Raw genomic sequence first — 20,394 nt, forward strand, 5'->3', positions numbered from 1 at the left:
TTATTAATTTTCTTCAATATCTTTACGGTTTTTCTTTAACATTTTAGATAGCATTTCATAAACAATTGGTACAACAACGAGTGTTAATAGGGTAGAAGATAATAAACCGCCAATTACAGTAATAGCTAAGTCTTTGGAAATTAATCCACTACCGCCAGTACCAAGCGCCATTGGTATCATAGCACCAATTGTAGCGATGGCTGTCATCAGGATAGGACGTAAACGTGTTGCTCCTGCTTCAAGGATCGCCTCACGCATGGCAAGACCATCATGTTCCATATGAATGATACGGTCAACTAATACGATGGCATTTGTTACGACGATACCAATCAACATCAATAGACCCATCATGACAGATACAGAAATAGTTTGCCCTGTAACGAATAATCCAATGAATGCACCAATTACTGCGAATGGTAGTGAGAAAAGAATAGCGAATGGAGCTAAACCTTCTCCGAATGTTACCACTAGAATGAAGTAAACAATGGCAATGGCTGCTAACATCGCAATACCAAGCTTAGTGAATGTTTCTTGCATATCTGCAGCAACACCAGCAACACCAAGTGTTACACCTTTTTGTAAATCTAATTTATCAATTTTTTTATCAGCAGCAGTAGTGGCTTTTGAAATATCGTCACCAATAATCGTACCAGATACTGTTGCGAAATATTCACCTTTTGAACGAGATAATGAGTTAAGTGTTGTACCTTCCTCAACATCTACTAATTCTCCGATTGTCATTGTTGTACCCAATGCTGTTTTAATTTCAGTGGCTAAGACATCATCAAGTGTAGTCGCAGCTGCTTTAGCATCGCGTTGAACGATAACATCGATATCTTTACCATCGTTTTTCACGGTAGTTAATACTTCTTGTGATGTATTTGAATTTAATGCCATCACAATTTGAGCTGTTGTTAACCCGTATTGAAGGACATTTTTTTGTTCAACTTTTAGCACATTCTCTACATATGGATCTTCATTATCAGATTTAATATCTTCTAAGCCATCCACTTCTTTTAGAGCACCCTCTACTTGTTTCACAGCATCTCGAAGTTTATCTAAATCATCACTATACAGTGTATAGCTGACTTCGTTTGATGACATCGACATAGAAGTGAAGTTTTGAGACTTCCATTCTCCTGATTGCCCGATGTTAAATACATAGTCTTCTACCTCTTCACGAGCTTTAGGGAAGTCTTCCATATCCGGATCAAAGATAAGATACATTAAGGCACCGCCAGCACCTCCACCCATCATCATTGCTGATGGATCGACATTCTTCGCATCTGTAATGGAAACTTGTAAAATATCAACATCTTTACGTTTCATTAATTCTTTTTCTACTTTTTCAACATTAGCTGCCGTTTCGTCAGCCAGTTCTCCCGTTGCAGGCGTATACGTTAAGTACATAACTTTTTCTTCTTGTGAGCCCATAAAACTAAAACCAATAAGTGGTGTTAATGCAAGAGAACCAACAAGTAAAAGAATCGCAAGGACAGATGTAATAATTTTGTGATTTAATACTTTTTCTAAGACACCTTTGTACCAGATAGCAAGTTTACCAACTTCTTTATGTTGGCTTTCAGTTTTCTCACCGTATAACTTTTTACGGAATAAGAAATGAGATAAAGCAGGTACGATTGTGATCGCAACTAATAATGATGCACCTAATGCAAATGTCATTGTAAGGGCAAATGGCATGAATAATTCGCCTACCATACCACCTACGAAAATAAGAGGAGCGAATACAGCGACCGTTACCAATGTTGAAGAAAGAATTGGTTTGAACATTTCAATTGTTGCTTCACGAATTAGGGCACGACCTGTAAGTTTTTCTTGTTTTAAGTGAATTCGTCGGTAAATATTTTCTACAACTACGATTGAGTCATCGATAACACGACCGATTGCGACGGTAATCGCGCCGAGGGTCATGATGTTTAATGTGATATCCATCCAGTTTAGTAGGAGTAATGCCATGAAGATAGAAACTGGGATAGAAATAATTGAGATAATCGTTGATTTGAAATCACGTAAGAATAGTAAAATGATTAATACGGCAATTGCGCCACCAAAGACTGCTTTTTCGATCATTGTAAATACAGAATCTTCAATTGGGGCACCTTGATCAAGAGAGATCTCTACGTTTAAGCCGTCTAATCGTTTTTCCTCATCCTTCATAAGGTCTTTTACGGCATTAACAACTGTCACCGTATTAGCATCTTGGCCTTTTACGATTTGAATAGCAATGGCATCTTGACCATTTGTACGTGAAACAGATTGCACTTTACCTTCTACTTCAATTTTTGCAATATCACCTAGACGAACGAAAGGTGAAGGATTTGTAGCTGAAGGTGTAACTGGAATTAATAAGTCTTTTAGTTCATCCACTGATTTTACCTTACCGTCTACTGAAACTGCTTGTTCCCCGACAGTAAATTGATATAAACCAAGTGACAGTGACATATCACTTGCCTGAATCATTTGTTTAACAGTATCCTCTGTTAAACCAAGTGCTGCCATTTTTTCTTCATCATATTTAAACGATACTTGTTCAATATGCTGACCTGTGATGGTAGCGGATGCCACACCATCAATTTTTTCGATTTTAGGCAGTAAAACATCTTCAACTGTTGAAGTTAAATCAACAATATCTTCCTTAGAGCTACTTACAGATAAAGCGACTACAGGCATCATGTTCATGCTGATTGCCATAATAGTAGGCTCTTGAGCACCTTCAGGTAGTTTAAGATTATCTAAAGCTGCTTCTAATTGTCGTTTTTTCTCATCCATATCAATTCCATAGTCGTATTCCACTTGAACTTGTGCTACGTTGGAAGAGGATGTTGAGTAAACAGCCTTCACATCTTCTAAACTTTCTATGGATTTTTCGAACGGAATGGACAGATCATTCATGACTTGTTCAGGCGTTGCGCCAGGATATACACCCATGACAATTAAATACGGGATCGAAATATCTGGTATCGATTCCATTTTCATCCTTGTACCCGAATAAATACCAGAGACAGTGATGATAATTGTTAATAACCACACTGCCAATTTGTTCTTTAATACGAAATTAACTAAACCTTTCACCTTCACACCTACCCTTTATTGACTATCTAAATTCAATTATTTATAATAATGACTAATCGGTCATTTGTCAACGAAATGCATTAGGAGAGAGTTAAAAATATGTTAAAAAAGAAATTAATTATGGAGAAAGCGTTAGAACTGTTTTCTGAACAGGGTTTTGAAGCTACGTCAGTACAACAAATTACAGAACGCTGTGGGATTTCTAAAGGTGCATTTTATTTATCCTTCAAAACCAAAGATGAGCTTGTTATATCTATGGTTGATTACTATTTACAGCAGTTTATCACAGATGTTGACCGAGTAGTCAGAGGAGCGTATAACAAAGAAACTGTTTTGGTTGAATTTTATAAAAGCATTTTTCAAGCATTCAAAGACCATTCTGCATCCGCACGTGTATTCTTTAATGAAAAGGTCTTTTTAACAAAAAAAGAGCTCTTTCATAAAATAACAGCGTATGAAGCAGAAATGTCGAAATCAATTCTCTATATGCTGGAGCAGCTTTATCAGGATCAATTACAAGAAACGAAATATGATGTAATGTATTGCATAAAAGGATTTATGAAGAGCTATGCTGAGCTTTTTATTTTTTCAGATATGCCACTTGATTTAGAGCAATTAGCTAAATCTTTAGCAGAAAAAACAGATATTATTGCCCATCATACAACCATTCCATTTATTACAGCAGATCTTGTGCCGTTTATTGCAAAGCCGTGTGAGCAAGACGTGCCAAAAGATGCTTTACTACAATTATTGGAGCAAAATATAAATCATACTGAGGATTCTATAGAAAAAGAATCCATTGAGTTGTTAAAGCAAGAAATAGAAAATCCTACTTATGGTAAAGCAATTATTAAAGGGCTAATTGAAAATTTACGTTTAGACCCAGCGTATCATTGGATTGCATATGTAACTGCAAAATACTTTAATATTTGAACCCTAGGATAGAATTGTTCACACTTGGCGGTGAACAATTCTATTTTTTAATAGTTTTATCTATGAATGGGGGCATAGATTGCAAGGCCTCTAAAGCACTTGCGAAGGGTTCTTGAATCCATAATAAGTGCTCAAGAAAATCATGGACTTCGATTGGTAATTTTAATTCCTGCTGCCAAGCTTTCTCTTTTTTCTTGCTTGGCTTGTAGTCTGAGTATAGTAAAAATAATAAAAAATGTCCGACAAAATAAAGATCACTAATATGATTTTCAGCACGTTTTGGATTTTCGATCGTAGAGATATCGATTTGCTTTTGATAAGTGGTAGCTAGACCAAAGTCAATAATATGCAATTGTTGACCCACTAACAATATATTCGGAATACGTAAATCGCGATGTATAATACCATGATTGTGTAACTGTACTATTTGTTCTAATAATTGCTTTGTAATAGCAAGGGATTGAGCGATTGTAAATTTGGCACCATTCTGAAAAATAAGCTGCTCAAAAGTTTGCCCATTGACATAGTCCATGATAAAAAATGGGCTGTTTGAAATTGTTCCTACTGAATGGATGGTAGGAACATAGGGTAGTGAAAGTTGCTGGAGTATGTGAATTTCTTGTTGAAATTTGTGAATAGTTTTCTGGTGATGACGATGTTTGGGTCGCAAGCATTTTAAAACAAATAGACTTGCTGAAGAGCAATCTTCAATTAAATACGTACGACCATATGAGCCATAGCCAAGAAATTTTTTAAAAGAAAAATCGGGATGTTCGGCTATGTAAAGTTCTACAGCCTGGTCAAAACTTTTTTCTGAAAGTCGTTTCCACCACATTAGCTACTAAAAAAACTCATAGAGCTGAAAAAACTGCGTGAGCTTTTACGAGAGCTACGCTTATAATGCTTATGACCATAATAATTATGTCGTTTTGAATATCTACTACGGCTACTTGAGGAAGAATAATGGCGTTTGGATTTACTATTGAATAAGGAATGAAGAATTTTATCTAGCATAAAAACGCTCCTTTTTGATGTTGTTATTACTATATACGCAAAAATAAAAAGGAGGTTTCAAAAATAAAAAAGAAACTATGTAAATTTTACATAGTTTCTTTTTACGAGGTTAAACCTCCATAATAATCGGTAAGATCATTGGACGACGTTTTGTTTTTTCGAATAGATAAGGTCCCAAAACGTCTGTAATTTCATTTTTCAATTCTGTCCATTGAGGAGTTTTGCTTTGAATTGTTTCATTCAGATGACGGTTCAGCATTTTTTGTGCCTCGTTTATCATCGTGCCTGATTCACGCATATAGACAAATCCACGCGAGATGATGTCAGGACCAGAAACAATTTTTTGTTTTTCCATATCCACGCTGACAACTACAATCACTAAACCTTCTTCAGAAAGGATGCGGCGATCACGCAACACGATATTACCGATATCGCCAATACCATTGCCATCAATGTAAACATCTCCTGAAGGAATACGGCCAGCTACATGTGCTTCATTAGCACTTAATGCAAGTACATCACCATTTTCCATAACAAATGTATTGTCTAATGGAACATCACAATCTTCTGCTAGATGTGTATGCATTTTTAACATACGGAATTCACCATGGATAGGCATAAAGAATTTGGGTTTCATTAAGCGAAGCATCAGTTTTTGTTCTTCTTGAGATCCGTGACCAGATGTATGAATATTGTTTAATGCGCCATGAATGACTTCTGCACCTGCACGGAACAATAAGTTAATGATTTTATTAACACTTACAGTATTACCTGGTACTGGTGAAGAAGAGAAGATAACTGTATCGCCAGGCTGAATTTGAATCTGACGGTGTGTCCCATTGGCAATACGTGATAAGGCAGCCATTGGTTCACCTTGAGAGCCTGTACATAAAATCATAACTTCGTTTGCAGGAAGTCGATTGATGCTTTGAGCATCAATAAATGTATCCTTTGGAGCCGTAATGTAACCTAGCTCACGACCAATCGTAATAGCATTGTCCATTGAGCGACCAAAGACAGCAATCTTTCTTCCGTATTTCACGGCTGCGTCTGTGGCTTGCTGTAAACGGTGAATATTTGATGCGAAGGTAGCAAAAATAATACGGCTATCCACCTTACGGAAAATCTCATCGATACTTTTTCCAACTGTGCGCTCTGACATTGTGAAATTAGGCTTTTCAGCGTTAGTACTATCAGATAGTAAGCAAAGCACGCCATCACGTCCAATTTCAGCCATCTTTGTTAGGTTGGCTGGTTCACCCACTGGTGTAAAGTCAAATTTAAAGTCACCTGTGTGAACAATATTACCAGGTGGTGTTTTAACAACAATTCCATAAGCATCAGGAATACTATGTGTTGTTCTAAAGAAGCTAACAGATGTTTTTCTGAATTTAATAACATCCTCTTCCTTAATTTCAATGAGTTTTGTTGTACGTAGCAAGCCATGTTCTTCTAATTTATTACGTAATAAGCCAAGTGCGAGCTTACCGCCATAGACAGGGATATTTACTTGACGTAAAAGGTATGGAATACCCCCGATATGATCCTCATGTCCATGGGTAATAAACAGTCCTTTGATTTTATCGACATTACGTACTAAGTACGTGTAATCAGGAATAACATAGTCAATGCCGAGTAAGTCGTCTTCTGGAAATTTAATACCGGCGTCAATTAAGATAATTTCATCTTGAAATTGAACGCCATAAGTGTTTTTGCCGATTTCGCCCAGTCCGCCGAGCGCGAAAACAGCTGCTTGGTCATTTTTAACAAACTTCATGTTTGTTAAATTTCCTCCAAGACGAAGTTCGGGCTTGCTTGTTCGTACTCTAAGTAGTTACCCTCAAGCAGTTGAATGAACTCGATGTTGTAGTTTCGGTCTTTTAGCTTTTCACGTACTTCACGTTCTGAAGTAGCTTCTAGGTATAGACTTTTAGTATTTTCGCGAACTGGAATCTCATTTGCATTTTCTTGATAATAAACTTTGTAAATCATAGTTTGCTCTCCTTTAATTGCGTACAATTTTCTTGCACCTTTGACTACTACCACACACGTGCTACAAGAAAACAACGAATTTCTTTTATTGAAGAAATGTACGTTTGTAATACTTGTATCTCAATGCTTCAGATGTGCACTATGTTATAAAATTGTATAGGAAGTAGTGAGACAGTGGTTGCGTATAGCCAAATAAATGCATTTCCTTTATATTATCACGCACTTCCTCTAAAATAAAGAAAAGCCCTTCAAATAATGAAGGGCAAATGTTAGGCAATTGATTTTTTTCCGAGTACGCCACGAAGTTGCTTCAACAATTTCCGTTTGAGTTTCTTAAGCATGGCACATCACTCCTTAGGATCATTATAATTAAAATTATTGTCTATGTAAAGTCATTTAGCTTGAAAGGATAATATTTATGGAAAGGGTTAATAGAATGAACAAAATTTTATTTTTTGATGTTGATGGTACTCTCTATAACAGTGAAAAAAAGTTACCTTCATCTGCCAAAGAGGCACTTTTGGCAGCACGACGTAATGGTTATGAATTGGCAATTGCTACTGGTCGAGCACCATTTATGATTGAGTCATTACTAGAAGAATTAGAGATTGATACCTATGTTACCTTCAATGGTCAATATGTCGTCTATAAAGGTGAGGTTATCTATACAAATGGGATTGCGAAAGATGAACTTACTAAAATTATTGCCTTTGGTGAGGCGCGTAACGAACCTGTAGTGTTTTTAGATGATAAACGGATGATTGCCTCAGTTGGCGATCATCGTATGGTAGCTGAAAGCTTAGATACTCTTAAATATCCGTATCCAGAATTAAACTCATCTTATTATATGCAGAACAATGTATATCAAACACTTATTTTTATGGAAGAAAAAGATGAGCCTTTATATAATGAAACCTTCCCAAATGTTCAATTTGTACGTTGGCATCGTTATTCTTGCGATATTTTGCCAAAAGGAGGTTCGAAGGCTGCTGGTATTGAAAAGGTGCTTGAAAAAATGGGCATCACTTTACAAGATGCCTTTGCTTTTGGCGATGGCATAAATGATATCGAAATGCTACAGGCAGTTGGGACAAGTGTTGCTATGGGGAATGGCCATGAGCGAGTGAAGGCAGTCGCTCATCATATTGCAGACCATGTAGACGAGGATGGTCTCTCAAAAATAATGCGTAAGCTATCTATTATATAAAAATGAAAAACAACTAGTTGGAAATTTCCAACTAGTTGTTTTTTGATTAATGGTCTATGCCATATTGACGGTTTTTATTTGAACACCTTTTTCTGAAAAATGTTGAATCGTCTTTTTGGATAGTGCGTCATCTGTGATAATGACATCTACGTCATTCACTGGACAAACTTGAATCGCTACATCTTTATTAAATTTTGAGGAATCTGTAGCTACGTAGACTTTTTGAGCGATGGAAATAATTTGCTTTCTAGTAATCGCTTCATCCAAGCTAAAATCGGATATGCCTTTTTCAATTGAAACCCCACTAGCGCAAATAAAAGCTTTATTGATATTAAGATGCTCGAAGCGAAATAAAAATTCATTTGATGTCACTGATTTTTCAGAATGGCGTACTTTACCCCCAAGCAGTATAACCTCAATGTTAGAGCCGATTAGATCAAATGCTACAGGTAGTGAATTTGTCACCACTGTTAGTTTTTCCTTGTCCAATAAAAAGGGTGTCATTTGATAGGTAGTTGTTCCGCTATCAATGAAAATACATTCCCCATCTTGAACGAGCGAAGCACATGCTTTGGCAATGGCAATTTTCTCTGTTAACTGTTCGTGAAGTCGCTGATCAATTAGTCCTTCTACTGGCTCAATATATTTAACGCCCCCATAAAATTTTTCAATTTTTTTGTCTTGCATCAACTGTTGTACATCGCGACGGATCGTTTCCATCGAAACGTTAAACTCTTTTGTAAGTGTTACTAATTTTACTACCTTATGTTGACGTATAAACTGCAAAATTAGTTGTTGCCTTTCTATCATGTACATTTCATCACCTCTACTAGATATTTACTCAAAATAATCATAACTTTGTCAACAGTTGGTCAGAATTTACTCAACATTTACACAAATAAGCATTATCCTTTACAAATGGTCTCTATACTGAAGCTAAGAACTGAGTGAGGTGACCAATTTGTTAGAGCTAAAAAATATCTCAAAAAGCTATAAAAATAAAAAAGTTTTAGTAGATATCAACGTAACCATTGAATCAGGTGAGATTATTTCGTTGCTAGGGCCGAGTGGCTGCGGTAAAACTACTTTGCTTAATATCATTTTAGGACTTGTAGATCCAACTGCTGGTCAGCTTGTCTACAATGGACAAGATATTTCCAAGCAATCAATGCAAGAAAGAGGATTTAATATAGTGTTTCAGGATTTTGCATTATTTCCTCATTTAAATGCATACGACAATATTATTTATGGATTAAAAAATAAAAACGTGAAAATGTCCAAAGAGGAGATACAAGAATACATTGATTTTTTAGAGCTAGCTCCTCATTTGCATAAGAATATTCATGAATTGTCTGGTGGGCAAAAACAACGCGTTTCCATAGCAAGAACACTCGTGATGCAACCTAAAATTCTATTATTAGACGAACCACTAAGTGCACTAGATGGCGTTATAAAGGAATCTATAAAGGAACGTATTAAATCCATCGCCAGTGAATTTAATTTGACGACGATTATCGTGACACATGATCCAGAAGAAGCCCTTACCTTGTCAGATAAAGTCATCATTATTAATGAAGGTACAGTTGCTCAATTTGGCACACCTCATGAAATTGTAACAGCGCCAAAAAATCAATTTGTAGAGGACTTTATCTTAAGGCAGCTTCATATTAAGCGACATAACATCTATCAATTGTTTGGAGAAACCTATGCTTAAAACGAATAAAGTAATGAAATTAATTTTTCTACCGATTCTACTATTTTTTCTATTCTTTTTAATTGTGCCATTGCTTTATATGCTTTGGCAGTCATTCAAAATAGGCAATGTCGTGACCACTCAAAATTATATAGAAGCTTTACGGAATATCGAAATTCGTGAAGCTTTTACGAATAGTTTTAAAGTTTCTTTTGTTGCATCAGTGATTACAACCATTTTAGCCTTTTGGTTGGCCTATGCTGTTCATTTTACTACGATGCATCGCCATACAAAAAAATTAGTTCAAATTGGAATTACGTTGCCGATGCTACTGCCAACCATCACCTATGGCTTTGTATTGATATATACATTTGGTAATCAAGGAATTCTAACAAAATTAGTAGGGCAGCCTCTTTTTACAATCTATGGGTATAACGGCTTGGTGATCGGTTACGTCTTATACACATTACCAGTTGCTTTTATATTAATGCAAAATTCCATGCAATATATCGATAAACGGTTTTTACTTGTTTCAATATTAATGCATGATCAGCCCCTGCGTCGTTTTTATCATACCGTATACCGTCCTATGCTTGGAACAATTGGCGGGGCATTTATTTTAACATTTGTTTTAAGCTTCACAGACTTTGGAATCCCTGCATCGGTTGGTGGAAATTACAGGGTGATAGCTACTGAGCTCTACCAAGCTATGTTAGGTTCCATTGTACATTTTGAACGTGGAGCAGTCATTTCGGTGTTAATGCTAGTACCTGCTGTATTAGGTGTTGTCATGCTAACGGTTTTAGAGCGCTTCAATTTTCAATATAAACAGGTTGGGCAAAGTGAACTTGTAAAGCATCGTTTACGAGATGCGCTATTTACAATTTATTCAATTCTCTGTGTAACAGCTGTATGTATTATTTTTTCAACCATGTTTATTGTGCCTTTTACCAAAGGCTATCCGTACGATTTCAGCTTTACATTAGAGCACGTTCAAAATGTACTTGCAGAGAAAGATTTAACGAAGGTTTACATCAATTCTCTCATCGTAGCGGTTCTAACAGCCATATTCGGTGTGGGCATAACATTTATGTCAGCGCTTCTTAATACAAGGACACCATTAAAGGGAAGAAAAAGCTTAGATGTAACTTCTATGATGACAAATACAGTTCCAGGAATGGTGCTTGGATTATCCTACTTATTTTTCTTTAATGGAAGTTCTTTAAAGGGTACTTTTCTTATCATTATCGCATGTAATATAGTCCATTTTTTTACGACACCTTATTTAATGGCGAAAAATTCGTTGCAAAAAATGGATCCTACGTGGGAAGTGACAGCTGAGTTGTTAAAGGATTCGTGGTTAAAAACCGTGATACGAATTATTTTACCGAATATTAGGCCAACGATTTATCAAATGTTTAGCTACTATTTTTTAAATGCGATGGTTACGGTCAGCGGTGTTATTTTTCTTGTCAGCACAAAGACAATGCTTGTATCGACAAGGATAAAAGAGCTACAGCATTTCGCAAAGTACACCGATATTTTTGTTTTATCGATATTCATTTTATGTACAAACCTCATTGTGAAATTAGGTTGTGATTATATAGCAGCACATAAAGAAAAAACGGAGGAGATTACAAAATGAAGAAGTCAACAGGCATGATGTTAGGGACAGTAAGTGCAGCAGCAGTCGTTTTAGCTGCATGTGGAGGGGTAGCAGCAGATTCCAAAGAGCAAGTCATCATTTATTCAAATGCTGATGATGAAGCTATTGAAGTGATGGAAACTACATTGGATGACAAGGGCTATAAAGGTAAGTATTTAATCCAGTCGTATGGTACTTCTGAGTTAGGTGGCAAAATGATGGCGGAAGGGACAGATATTGAAGCAGATGTTGTGACAATGGCTTCTTATTTTATAGAAAGTGCACAAACCTCAAAATCCATGTTTGTGGATATTTCTTCAGACTCAAAGCCTCTTGATGGGGGTGTTACGTATGCATTACCGATTTTAGGCAATGTAGGCTCTATCTTTATTAATACAGAGGTATTACAACAAAAGGAGCTACCTATCCCGAAATCAATTAAAGATTTGACAGACCCTGCTTATAAGGATTTAGTGTCATTCCCAAACATTATGGACTCCTCAACAGGGTGGCTTCTCGTACAAGCTATTATAAAGGAATATGGTGAAAAAGAAGGGAAAAAAATTTTAGCAGAGCTAATTAAAAATGCAGGACCACATATTGAGAGTTCAGGCTCTGGCCCTATTAAAAAGGTGAAAACAGGAGAAGTTGCTGCTGGCTTTGGTTTACGTATCCAAGCTATTGATGCCAAAAACGAAGGGTTGCCGATTGATTATATTGACCCGACAGAAGGAAACTTCACTTTAACAGAATCTGTAGCTGTTGTAGATAAAGAAGGTGAGGAAGCATTAGCGAAAGAAATTGCAAAGGTAATTGCCACAGAGGCTCGTGATGGTCTTCTAGAGCAATACCCTGTAGCCCTATATGAAGGAGAACAAGTAAAGGACGAGCACGTTCCTGCCTATTTGAAAAAATGGGATACAACCTTAACCGTAGATTTATTAGAAAAACACCAAGCCTTCTTTAAAGAAGCACAGAGATAAGGAGTTATAGCAGATGAGTAACTATAAATTATTGACGCCAGGTCCATTGACAACAACTGAAGCGGTGAAACGAGAAATGTTAAAAGATCGTTGTACATGGGATGACGATTATAAAAATGTGACACAAGTGATTCGAAAGCAACTCTTAAAATTAGCAAAAGTTGATGAAGCTGATTACACTACGGTACTAATGCAAGGAAGTGGAAGCTTTGTAGTGGAGTCTGTACTAACAACTGCAATTGGTGAAAATGATAAGGTGCTGATACTAACAAATGGTGCTTATGGTGAAAGAATTGTTGAAATGGCCAAAGCCTTAAAGTTACAGCATGTTGTTTATAGTGCTCCTTATGATGAACAGCCATCCTTGTTAGAAGTACAATCCTTCCTTGAAAGAGATAGAAGTATTACTCATGTAGCTATCGTACATTGTGAGACGACTACTGGTATTTTAAATCCTATTAAAGAAATTGGGGAAGTTGTTCATTCGTTCAACAAAACGTTTATTGTGGATGCCATGAGTAGCTTTGGAGGCGTGCCAATGGATTTATCAAGCTTGCATATTGATTTTTGTATTAGTAGTGCCAATAAATGTATTCAGGGTGTCCCAGGCTTTGGTTTTGTTATCGCGAATACAAGAGCATTGGAAAAATGTAAGGGACAAGCTCGAAGTGTAGCATTAGATTTGCATAGTCAGTGGGAAGTAATGAAGCAAGATGGGAAATGGCGTTTCACATCGCCTACTCATGTAGTTGCAGCTTTTGCGAAGGCGCTTGAAGAGTTGAATGAAGAAGGCGGAATTCATGCCCGCTACAAACGCTATGCGTATAATAATCAACTACTTCGCTCTCGCTTGTCAGTGCTGGGATTTAAAGCGTATATTTCGGAGGAGCTTCAATCACCAATTATCACAACATTTTTATTCCCGTATAAAGAGTTTTCTTTTGAGCATTTTTATCAAGAAATAAAAAAGGCAGGTTTCGTTATCTATCCAGGTAAGCTGACGGATGTCGATACATTCCGTATTGGCAATATTGGTGATATTCATGAGGAAGATATGCTTGCATTATGTGAAATCATTGAAAATTATATGGTGGTGAAAAACAATGAAAATTGAGACGGTTATTTTGGACTGGGCAGGCACAGCAGTTGACTTTGGTTGTTTTGCCCCTGTTAATGCTTTTTTAACAATTTTTGAAGATGCTGGTGTGATAGTTACACTGGAAGAGGCTCGTAAACCAATGGGGATGCTGAAAATTGATCATATCCGCACCATGCTAGAAATGCCAAGAATTAAAGCAGAATGGCATCGTGTACATGGACAATCCTTTACTGAAAAGGATGTACATGTATTATATAATCATTTTGAAACAAAATTAATGGAGTCTTTGGCGACCTATACAGATCCTATCCAGCACGTGAAAACAACAGTACAGCAATTAAGAGGTGCAGGTATTCGAATAGGCTCTACAACTGGCTATACAGATGCAATGATGGAAGTAGTGACAAAGCATGCAGCTGACAAGGGCTATCAACCTGATTTTCTTGTAACACCTACACAGGTAGGTGATAAAGGGCGACCATATCCATATATGATTTTTAAAAATATGGAGGCATTAGGTTCGCAAGCGACGAAGCAAGTTGTGAAGGTTGGCGATACAACATCAGATATAAAGGAAGCCTTGAATGCAGGTGTTTGGGCTGTTGGCGTTATTATTGGAAGCTCAGAAATGGGACTATCCGAAGAAGAATTCAATGCCCTATCTTTAGAAGAACAGCAACAAATCATAGCGAAAACAAAATGTGTTTTTAAAGAATCTGGTGCTCATTATACAATTGAAACAATGGCGGAGTTGCCAGCATTAATTGAAACGATCAATGCTCGGTTAAATGTGGATAGACAATTAGAATATAAATAAAAATTAACCTCGGCAGAAGTAATAAACTGCCGAGGTTGTTTTTAGTCGCGCTCATATGGGATTGAATCTGGTATTTCCGCAAATGGATTCTTTTCATTAATACGGTCATAAAACATAACGCCATTTAGATGATCTAATTCATGTTGAAAGGCAATAGCTGGCAAGCCCTTAAGGCGCATTTTTTTCTCTTCACCATCAATGGTTTTAAATTTTACTGTGATTCGTGCATGACGAGGTACATACCCAGGAATATTACGGTCAACAGAAAGACATCCTTCTCCTGATGATAGGTATGTGTTTTCAACAGAATGGCTAACGATCTTTGGATTTATGGCTACAAAGCTTAATTGTTCACCAGCCTCATCTTTTAAATGAAGGGCAAACATACGCTGTAAGCTATTTACCTGATTGGCAGCCAAACCAATGCCACTACGCAAATTATATTTTTCTGCCATTTCAGGATCTTGGCTGTTGATTAAATATTGAAGCATATCCTCAGCAAGCTTTCTTGTTTCATCAGTTAAAGGGAATTTAACTTCCTCTGCTTTTGTGCGTAAAGTCGGATGACCTTCGCGGATAATATCATCCATTAAAATCATAATAGTAATCTTCCTTTCAACTTTGTAGTGCTTACTAATAAGTATACATCACGTTTTCGTACAATCCCATGAAAAAAGTCCTTATTTGAATATACTCAAAAAATTTTTATAATGCTATTAGATTTTCGAGAATGGGGTATTCTACTAGGGGAAAACCTGTTGGAAAACGCAAGAGTTGTATGGTGTGAATAAGGTGTTGTAATACAGAAATTGAATAATAGTAATACAGTATAGGACAGCGGTATTTGATTGTTATTCTAGAAAAAATCTTTGTATATAGCAGTAATAGATGATTGACCGACAGTATTTTATTCAGTATACTGAGTGTCAAGAATAAGTTGTACTAGTTAAAAAGGTGATTTATTTTAATACAGCTGAAAGGGAGATGTGACAAATGAGCAAGAAAAACAATAATATTTTTGATGCTAAACAAACGCTAACTGAAATCGAAGATAAGTTTGAAATGTTTCAAATTTTGAATGAAGAAGGCGAAATTATAAATAAAGAGGCAGATCCTAAATTATCAGATGAGGAACTAGTTGAGTTAATGACACGTATGGTTTACACACGTATTTTAGATCAACGTTCAATCTCATTAAATCGTCAAGGACGTTTAGGCTTCTATGCACCAACTGCGGGTCAAGAAGCTTCACAACTTGCTTCTCACTTTGCATTAGAACAAGAAGATTGGATTTTACCAGGTTACCGTGATGTGCCACAAATTGTATGGCATGGCTTACCTCTTGAAAAAGCATTTTTATTCTCACGTGGGCACTTCATGGGGAATCAGGTTCCTGAAGGTGTAAACGTTTTAGCTCCACAAATTATTATCGGTGCACAATATATTCAAGCTGCTGGGGTAGCACTTGGTATTAAAAAACGCGGGAAAAAAGCTGTTGCAGTAACGTATACAGGTGACGGTGGTTCTTCTCAGGGAGACTTCTATGAAGGCATTAACTTTGCAGGTGCATTTAAATCTCCAGCAATCTTCATTGTACAAAATAACCAATATGCAATCTCAACACCTCGTGAATTGCAAACAGCTGCTAAAACAATTGCACAAAAAGGTGTAGCAGCAGGCTTACCAAGTATTTTAGTAGATGGAATGGATGCGCTTGCAGTTTATGTAGCAACTCGTGATGCTCGTGAGCGCGCGGTTAATGGTGAAGGTCCAACATTAATTGAAACAATGTGTTACCGTTATGGTCCTCATACAATGGCTGGGGATGACCCAACTCGTTACCGTACTTCTGATACAGATAATGAATGGGCTCAAAAAGATCCTCTAGTTCGCTTCCGTAAATACCTAGAAGCAAAAGGTATATGGGATGAGAAAAAAGAAGAAGCAGTAATTGAGCGAGCAAAAGAAGAAATTAAAGAAGCAATCAAAAAAGCAGATGCTGCTCCAAAACAAAAAGTAACAGAGTTAATGGAAAATATGTATAAAGGCGAAATGCCTTCTAATCTAAAAGAACAGTATGAAATCTATAAAGAGAAGGAGTCGAAATAACCTATGGCACAAATGACGATGATTCAAGCAATTACAGATGCACTTCGCACAGAATTAAAGAATGATGAAAACGTTCTTGTATTCGGGGAAGATGTAGGTGTCAACGGTGGGGTATTCCGCGCGACAGAAGGCCTACAAAAAGAATTTGGGGTTGACCGCGTATTTGATACACCATTAGCAGAATCAGGTATTGGTGGCTTAGCAGTTGGCCTTTCTCTTCAAGGATTCCGTCCAGTTCCTGAAATTCAATTCTTCGGTTTCGTTTATGAAGTTATGGATTCAATCAGTGGCCAGCTAGCACGTATGAGCTACCGTAGTGGTGGCGTATACAATGCTCCAGTAACAATCCGTTCACCATTTGGTGGTGGTGTGCATACACCTGAAATGCACTCAGATAGCTTAGAAAGCTTAATGACAGCACAACCAGGATTAACAGTTGTTGTACCATCAACACCATATGATGCAAAAGGTTTACTTATTTCTTCTATTCGTAATGACAACCCAGTTATTTTCTTAGAGCATTTAAAACTATACCGTTCATTCCGTGAAGAAGTACCTGAGGAAGCATACGAAATCCCACTAGGAAAAGCAGATGTAAAACGTGAAGGTACTGATTTAACAATTGTTGCTTACGGTTTAATGGTTCATGAAAGCTTAAAGGCTGCAGAAGAACTTGAAAAAGAAGGACATTCTGTAGAAGTAATTGACTTACGTACAATTCAACCAATCGATGTGGAAACAATTATCGCATCAGTTGAAAAAACAGGTCGTGCAATCGTTGTCCAAGAAGCTCAAAAACAAGCAGGTATCGCTGCGAACGTAGTAGCAGAAATTACAGAGCGAGCAATTTTAAGCTTAGAGGCTCCTGTTCTTCGTGTGGCTGCACCAGATACTGTGTACCCATTCCCACAAGCTGAAGGTGTTTGGTTACCAAATTACAAAGATGTAATGGAAACAGCGAAAAAAGTTTTAACATTCTAATAAAGCTTCTAAACTTGAACAACAGTAAATAGAAAGGATGGGTACACATGGCATTTGAATTCAGATTACCGGATATTGGCGAGGGTATTCACGAAGGCGAGATTGTGAAATGGTTCGTTAAAGCTGGAGATACAGTAAAAGAAGACGATATTCTTTGTGAAGTACAAAATGATAAAGCAGTAGTAGAAATCCCTTCACCAGTTGAAGGAACAGTAGAGGAAGTTTTAGTAGGAGAAGGGACAGTTGCCGTAGTTGGCGATGTTTTAATCCGATTAGACGCACCTGGCTATGAAGACTTAAAGCTAAAAGGTGACGATCATGCCGAAGCAAAAACAGAAGCACAAGTTCAAGCAACTGCTGAATCTGGTCAGAACGTAGAAAAAGCTCCTGCTAAAGGGGAAAAGGCACCAGAAAATGCCCCTGAAAGAGCTCCAGAAAAAGTGGAGACAGTAGTTGATGAAACAAAACGTGTGATCGCGATGCCTTCTGTACGTAAATTTGCACGTGATAACGATGTAAATATTCGTGAAGTGAAGGGTACAGGCAAAAACGGTCGAATCCTTAAAGAAGATATTGAAAACTTCTTAAAAGGTGGCGGTACTGTAGAGGCTGAAACTGCAAATATCGAAACATCAGAAGAAACAGTTCAACAAGAAACGTCTACACCAGCAGCACCAGTAGTTCTTGAGGGGGATTTCCCAGAGACTCGTGAAAAAATGTCAGGTATTCGAAAAGCGATTGCTAAAGCAATGGTACACTCGAAACAAACGGCTCCTCATGTTACACTAATGGATGAAGTCGATGTAACAGCTCTTGTAGCACATCGTAAAAAATTCAAAGATATCGCTGCCGAAAAAGGTGTTAAATTAACATACTTACCATATGTAGTGAAAGCACTTATTTCAACTTTACGCGAGTTCCCAGAATTTAATCGCTCTTTAGATGATGCAACACAAGAAATTATCCAAAAGCATTACTATAACATTGGTATTGCAGCAGATACTGAAAGAGGCTTACTAGTACCAGTTATTAAGCATGCAGATCGTAAATCTGTATTTGCAGTGTCTAATGAAATTAATGAATTAGCGACAAAAGCCCGTGAAGGAAAGCTAGCACCACATGAAATGAAAGGTGCTTCCATGTCCATTACGAATATTGGTTCTGCAGGAGGACAATGGTTTACACCAGTTATTAACCATCCTGAAGTAGCAATTCTAGGTATTGGTCGAATTTCAGAAAAACCTGTAATAAAAAATGGTGAAATTGTAGCCGCACCTGTGTTAGCATTATCATTGAGCTTTGATCATCGTATGATCGATGGAGCCACTGCGCAAAATGCTTTAAATCACTTAAAGCGTTTGTTAAGTGAGCCAGAATTATTATTAATGGAGGCGTAACAAAAATGGTAGTAGGAGATTTCCCAATCGAAACAGATACTCTTGTCATTGGTTCAGGTCCTGGAGGATATGTAGCAGCAATTCGTGCAGCTCAAACTGGCCAAAAAGTAACAATCGTTGAAAAAAATGTACTTGGTGGAGTGTGCTTAAACGTAGGTTGTATCCCATCAAAAGCATTAATTTCAGTAGGTCACCGTTTTGAGCAAGCTAAACATTCAGATGACATGGGAATCATCGCTTCTGATGTGAAATTAGACTTCTCAAAAGCACAAGCATTTAAAGACAGCGTTGTTAAGAAATTAACTGGCGGTGTTGAAGGCTTACTTAAAGGTAACAAAGTTGAAATTGTACAAGGTGAAGCTTATTTCGTTGACGCTCATTCAGTGCGTATCATCAATGGTGAATCTGCTCAAACTTACACATTTAACAATGTCATTATTGCAACAGGTTCTCGTCCAGTTGAAATTCCAACATTCAAATTCACTGATCGCGTATTAAATTCTACTGGTGCACTTTCTTTACAAGAAGTACCTAGTAAATTAGTTGTTATCGGTGGCGGTTATATTGGTACTGAGCTAGGATCCGCTTATGCAAACCTTGGCTCTCAAGTAACAATTATCGAAGGCGGAAAAGATATTTTAGCTGGCTTCGAAAAACAAATGACGCAAATCGTGAAAAAAGGCCTTAAAAAGAAAGGCGTTGAAATTGAAGTTAACGCATCTGCAAAAGGCGTAGAAGAAACTGAAAACGGCGTAGTAGTAACTTATGAAGTTGGCGGAGAAGAGAAAAAAGTTGAAGCTGATTACGTGTTAGTTACTGTAGGACGTCGTCCAAATACAGATGAAATGGGACTTGCTGAAATCGGAGTTGAATTCGGTGAACGTGGTCTAATCAATGTTGACAAACAATGTCGCACAAATATTCCAAACATCTATGCAATCGGTGATATCGTAGCAGGTCCACAACTTGCACATAAAGCATCTTACGAAGGTAAAGTTGCTGCTGAAGCAATTGCGGGTGAAAAATCAGTAGTTGATTATCTTGCTGTTCCAGCTGTATGTTTCACAGATCCAGAAATGGCGACAGTTGGTTACAACGAAGAACAAGCAAAAGCTGAAGGCATCGAATATACTGCAGCGAAATTCCCATTCGCAGCAAATGGTCGTGCACTTGCATTAAACCAATCAGAAGGTTTCGTGAAACTTGTTGCTCGTAAAGAGGATGGCTTATTAATTGGTGCTCAAATCGTAGGTGCTGGTGCATCTGATATGATCGCTGAAATGGGCTTAGCGATTGAAGGCGGCATGACTGCTGAGGATATCGCATTAACAATTCACGCTCACCCAACGTTAGGTGAAATTACAATGGAAACTGCTGAAGTATTACTTGGCAACCCAATCCACATTGTAGCGAAAAAATAATTTGAATAAA

General features: G+C 37.3%; 17 protein-coding genes. 11 read left to right on the forward strand and 6 right to left on the reverse strand.

What is annotated here, in order from left to right; genetic code table 11:
* Nucleotides 1–3: 3 nt before the first annotated feature.
* Nucleotides 4–3,093, reverse strand: coding sequence for an efflux RND transporter permease subunit (locus NP781_RS01380; RefSeq protein WP_221679636.1), 3,090 nt, complete (start codon nucleotides 3,091–3,093; stop codon nucleotides 4–6).
* A gap of 99 nt (nucleotides 3,094–3,192) precedes the next feature.
* On the opposite strand from NP781_RS01380, the gene NP781_RS01385 reads away from it, so the two are divergent.
* Entirely contained in the window at nucleotides 3,193–4,026 is an 834-nt protein-coding gene (locus NP781_RS01385; RefSeq protein WP_257521249.1) for a TetR/AcrR family transcriptional regulator, read from the forward strand.
* Between the two features lie 40 nt (nucleotides 4,027–4,066).
* On the opposite strand, the gene NP781_RS01390 is transcribed toward NP781_RS01385, so the two are convergent.
* The 3 genes from NP781_RS01390 to NP781_RS01400 form a co-directional block, all read right to left on the reverse strand.
* Nucleotides 4,067–4,861, reverse strand: a complete 795-nt coding sequence (locus NP781_RS01390; RefSeq protein ID WP_257521250.1) for a protein kinase domain-containing protein — start codon at nucleotides 4,859–4,861, stop codon at nucleotides 4,067–4,069.
* 288 nt (nucleotides 4,862–5,149) lie between these two features.
* On the reverse strand, nucleotides 5,150–6,817 hold the full coding sequence (gene rnjA, locus NP781_RS01395) for a ribonuclease J1 (protein ID WP_036077035.1): 1,668 nt from the start codon (nucleotides 6,815–6,817) through the stop codon (nucleotides 5,150–5,152).
* A gap of 5 nt (nucleotides 6,818–6,822) precedes the next feature.
* A complete protein-coding gene (locus NP781_RS01400; protein WP_004224712.1) occupies nucleotides 6,823–7,032 on the reverse strand; it encodes a DNA-dependent RNA polymerase subunit epsilon in 210 nt (69 codons plus the stop codon).
* 436 nt (nucleotides 7,033–7,468) lie between these two features.
* Between NP781_RS01400 and NP781_RS01405 the strand changes: the two genes are divergently transcribed.
* Nucleotides 7,469–8,239: a Cof-type HAD-IIB family hydrolase gene (locus NP781_RS01405; RefSeq protein WP_257521251.1), complete on the forward strand. Its 771-nt coding sequence runs from the start codon at nucleotides 7,469–7,471 to the stop codon at nucleotides 8,237–8,239.
* Nucleotides 8,240–8,293: 54 nt separating this feature from the next.
* Here the strand turns inward: NP781_RS01405 and NP781_RS01410 are convergent, their stop codons facing one another.
* Nucleotides 8,294–9,055: a DeoR/GlpR family DNA-binding transcription regulator gene (locus tag NP781_RS01410; RefSeq protein ID WP_257521252.1), complete on the reverse strand. Its 762-nt coding sequence runs from the start codon at nucleotides 9,053–9,055 to the stop codon at nucleotides 8,294–8,296.
* Between the two features lie 145 nt (nucleotides 9,056–9,200).
* Between NP781_RS01410 and NP781_RS01415 the strand changes: the two genes are divergently transcribed.
* Genes NP781_RS01415 through phnX form a run of 5 tightly spaced genes read left to right on the forward strand, consistent with a single transcriptional unit; the run spans nucleotide 9,201 to nucleotide 14,476 of the window.
* The gene (locus NP781_RS01415; protein WP_221679646.1) at nucleotides 9,201–9,953 is read left to right on the forward strand and encodes an ABC transporter ATP-binding protein; all 753 of its coding nucleotides are present in this window, start codon (nucleotides 9,201–9,203) and stop codon (nucleotides 9,951–9,953) included.
* Complete coding sequence (locus NP781_RS01420; RefSeq protein ID WP_257521253.1) at nucleotides 9,946–11,577, forward strand: ABC transporter permease subunit; 1,632 nt, start codon at nucleotides 9,946–9,948, stop codon at nucleotides 11,575–11,577. The genes NP781_RS01415 and NP781_RS01420 overlap by 8 nt, the downstream gene beginning before the upstream one ends.
* The gene (locus tag NP781_RS01425) at nucleotides 11,574–12,560 is read left to right on the forward strand and encodes an extracellular solute-binding protein (RefSeq protein ID WP_221679652.1); all 987 of its coding nucleotides are present in this window, start codon (nucleotides 11,574–11,576) and stop codon (nucleotides 12,558–12,560) included. The genes NP781_RS01420 and NP781_RS01425 overlap by 4 nt, the downstream gene beginning before the upstream one ends.
* A 13-nt stretch (nucleotides 12,561–12,573) precedes the next feature.
* Entirely contained in the window at nucleotides 12,574–13,674 is a 1,101-nt protein-coding gene (gene phnW / locus NP781_RS01430) for a 2-aminoethylphosphonate--pyruvate transaminase (RefSeq protein ID WP_221679654.1), read from the forward strand.
* Complete coding sequence (phnX, locus tag NP781_RS01435; protein WP_257521254.1) at nucleotides 13,664–14,476, forward strand: phosphonoacetaldehyde hydrolase; 813 nt, start codon at nucleotides 13,664–13,666, stop codon at nucleotides 14,474–14,476. The genes phnW and phnX overlap by 11 nt, the downstream gene beginning before the upstream one ends.
* Nucleotides 14,477–14,517: 41 nt before the next feature.
* On the opposite strand, the gene def is transcribed toward phnX, so the two are convergent.
* Nucleotides 14,518–15,075 carry a peptide deformylase gene (def, locus tag NP781_RS01440; RefSeq protein ID WP_221679657.1) on the reverse strand — a complete coding sequence of 186 codons (558 nt, stop codon included), beginning with the start codon at nucleotides 15,073–15,075 and terminating at the stop codon, nucleotides 14,518–14,520.
* 394 nt (nucleotides 15,076–15,469) lie between these two features.
* Between def and pdhA the strand changes: the two genes are divergently transcribed.
* The 4 genes from pdhA to lpdA are packed head-to-tail and all read left to right on the forward strand — an operon-like array spanning nucleotide 15,470 to nucleotide 20,384.
* Nucleotides 15,470–16,585 carry a pyruvate dehydrogenase (acetyl-transferring) E1 component subunit alpha gene (gene pdhA / locus NP781_RS01445; protein WP_004224731.1) on the forward strand — a complete coding sequence of 372 codons (1,116 nt, stop codon included), beginning with the start codon at nucleotides 15,470–15,472 and terminating at the stop codon, nucleotides 16,583–16,585.
* A gap of 3 nt (nucleotides 16,586–16,588) precedes the next feature.
* Complete coding sequence (locus tag NP781_RS01450) at nucleotides 16,589–17,566, forward strand: alpha-ketoacid dehydrogenase subunit beta (protein WP_004224734.1); 978 nt, start codon at nucleotides 16,589–16,591, stop codon at nucleotides 17,564–17,566.
* A 47-nt stretch (nucleotides 17,567–17,613) separates the two neighbouring features.
* Nucleotides 17,614–18,963: a dihydrolipoamide acetyltransferase family protein gene (locus tag NP781_RS01455; RefSeq protein ID WP_257521255.1), complete on the forward strand. Its 1,350-nt coding sequence runs from the start codon at nucleotides 17,614–17,616 to the stop codon at nucleotides 18,961–18,963.
* A 5-nt stretch (nucleotides 18,964–18,968) separates the two neighbouring features.
* On the forward strand, nucleotides 18,969–20,384 hold the full coding sequence (lpdA, locus tag NP781_RS01460) for a dihydrolipoyl dehydrogenase (protein ID WP_221679661.1): 1,416 nt from the start codon (nucleotides 18,969–18,971) through the stop codon (nucleotides 20,382–20,384).
* The last annotated feature ends 10 nt before the right edge of the window (nucleotides 20,385–20,394 follow it).

This window comes from Lysinibacillus sp. FN11 (assembly GCF_024628845.1).
Taxonomy (GTDB): domain Bacteria; phylum Bacillota; class Bacilli; order Bacillales_A; family Planococcaceae; genus Lysinibacillus; species Lysinibacillus capsici.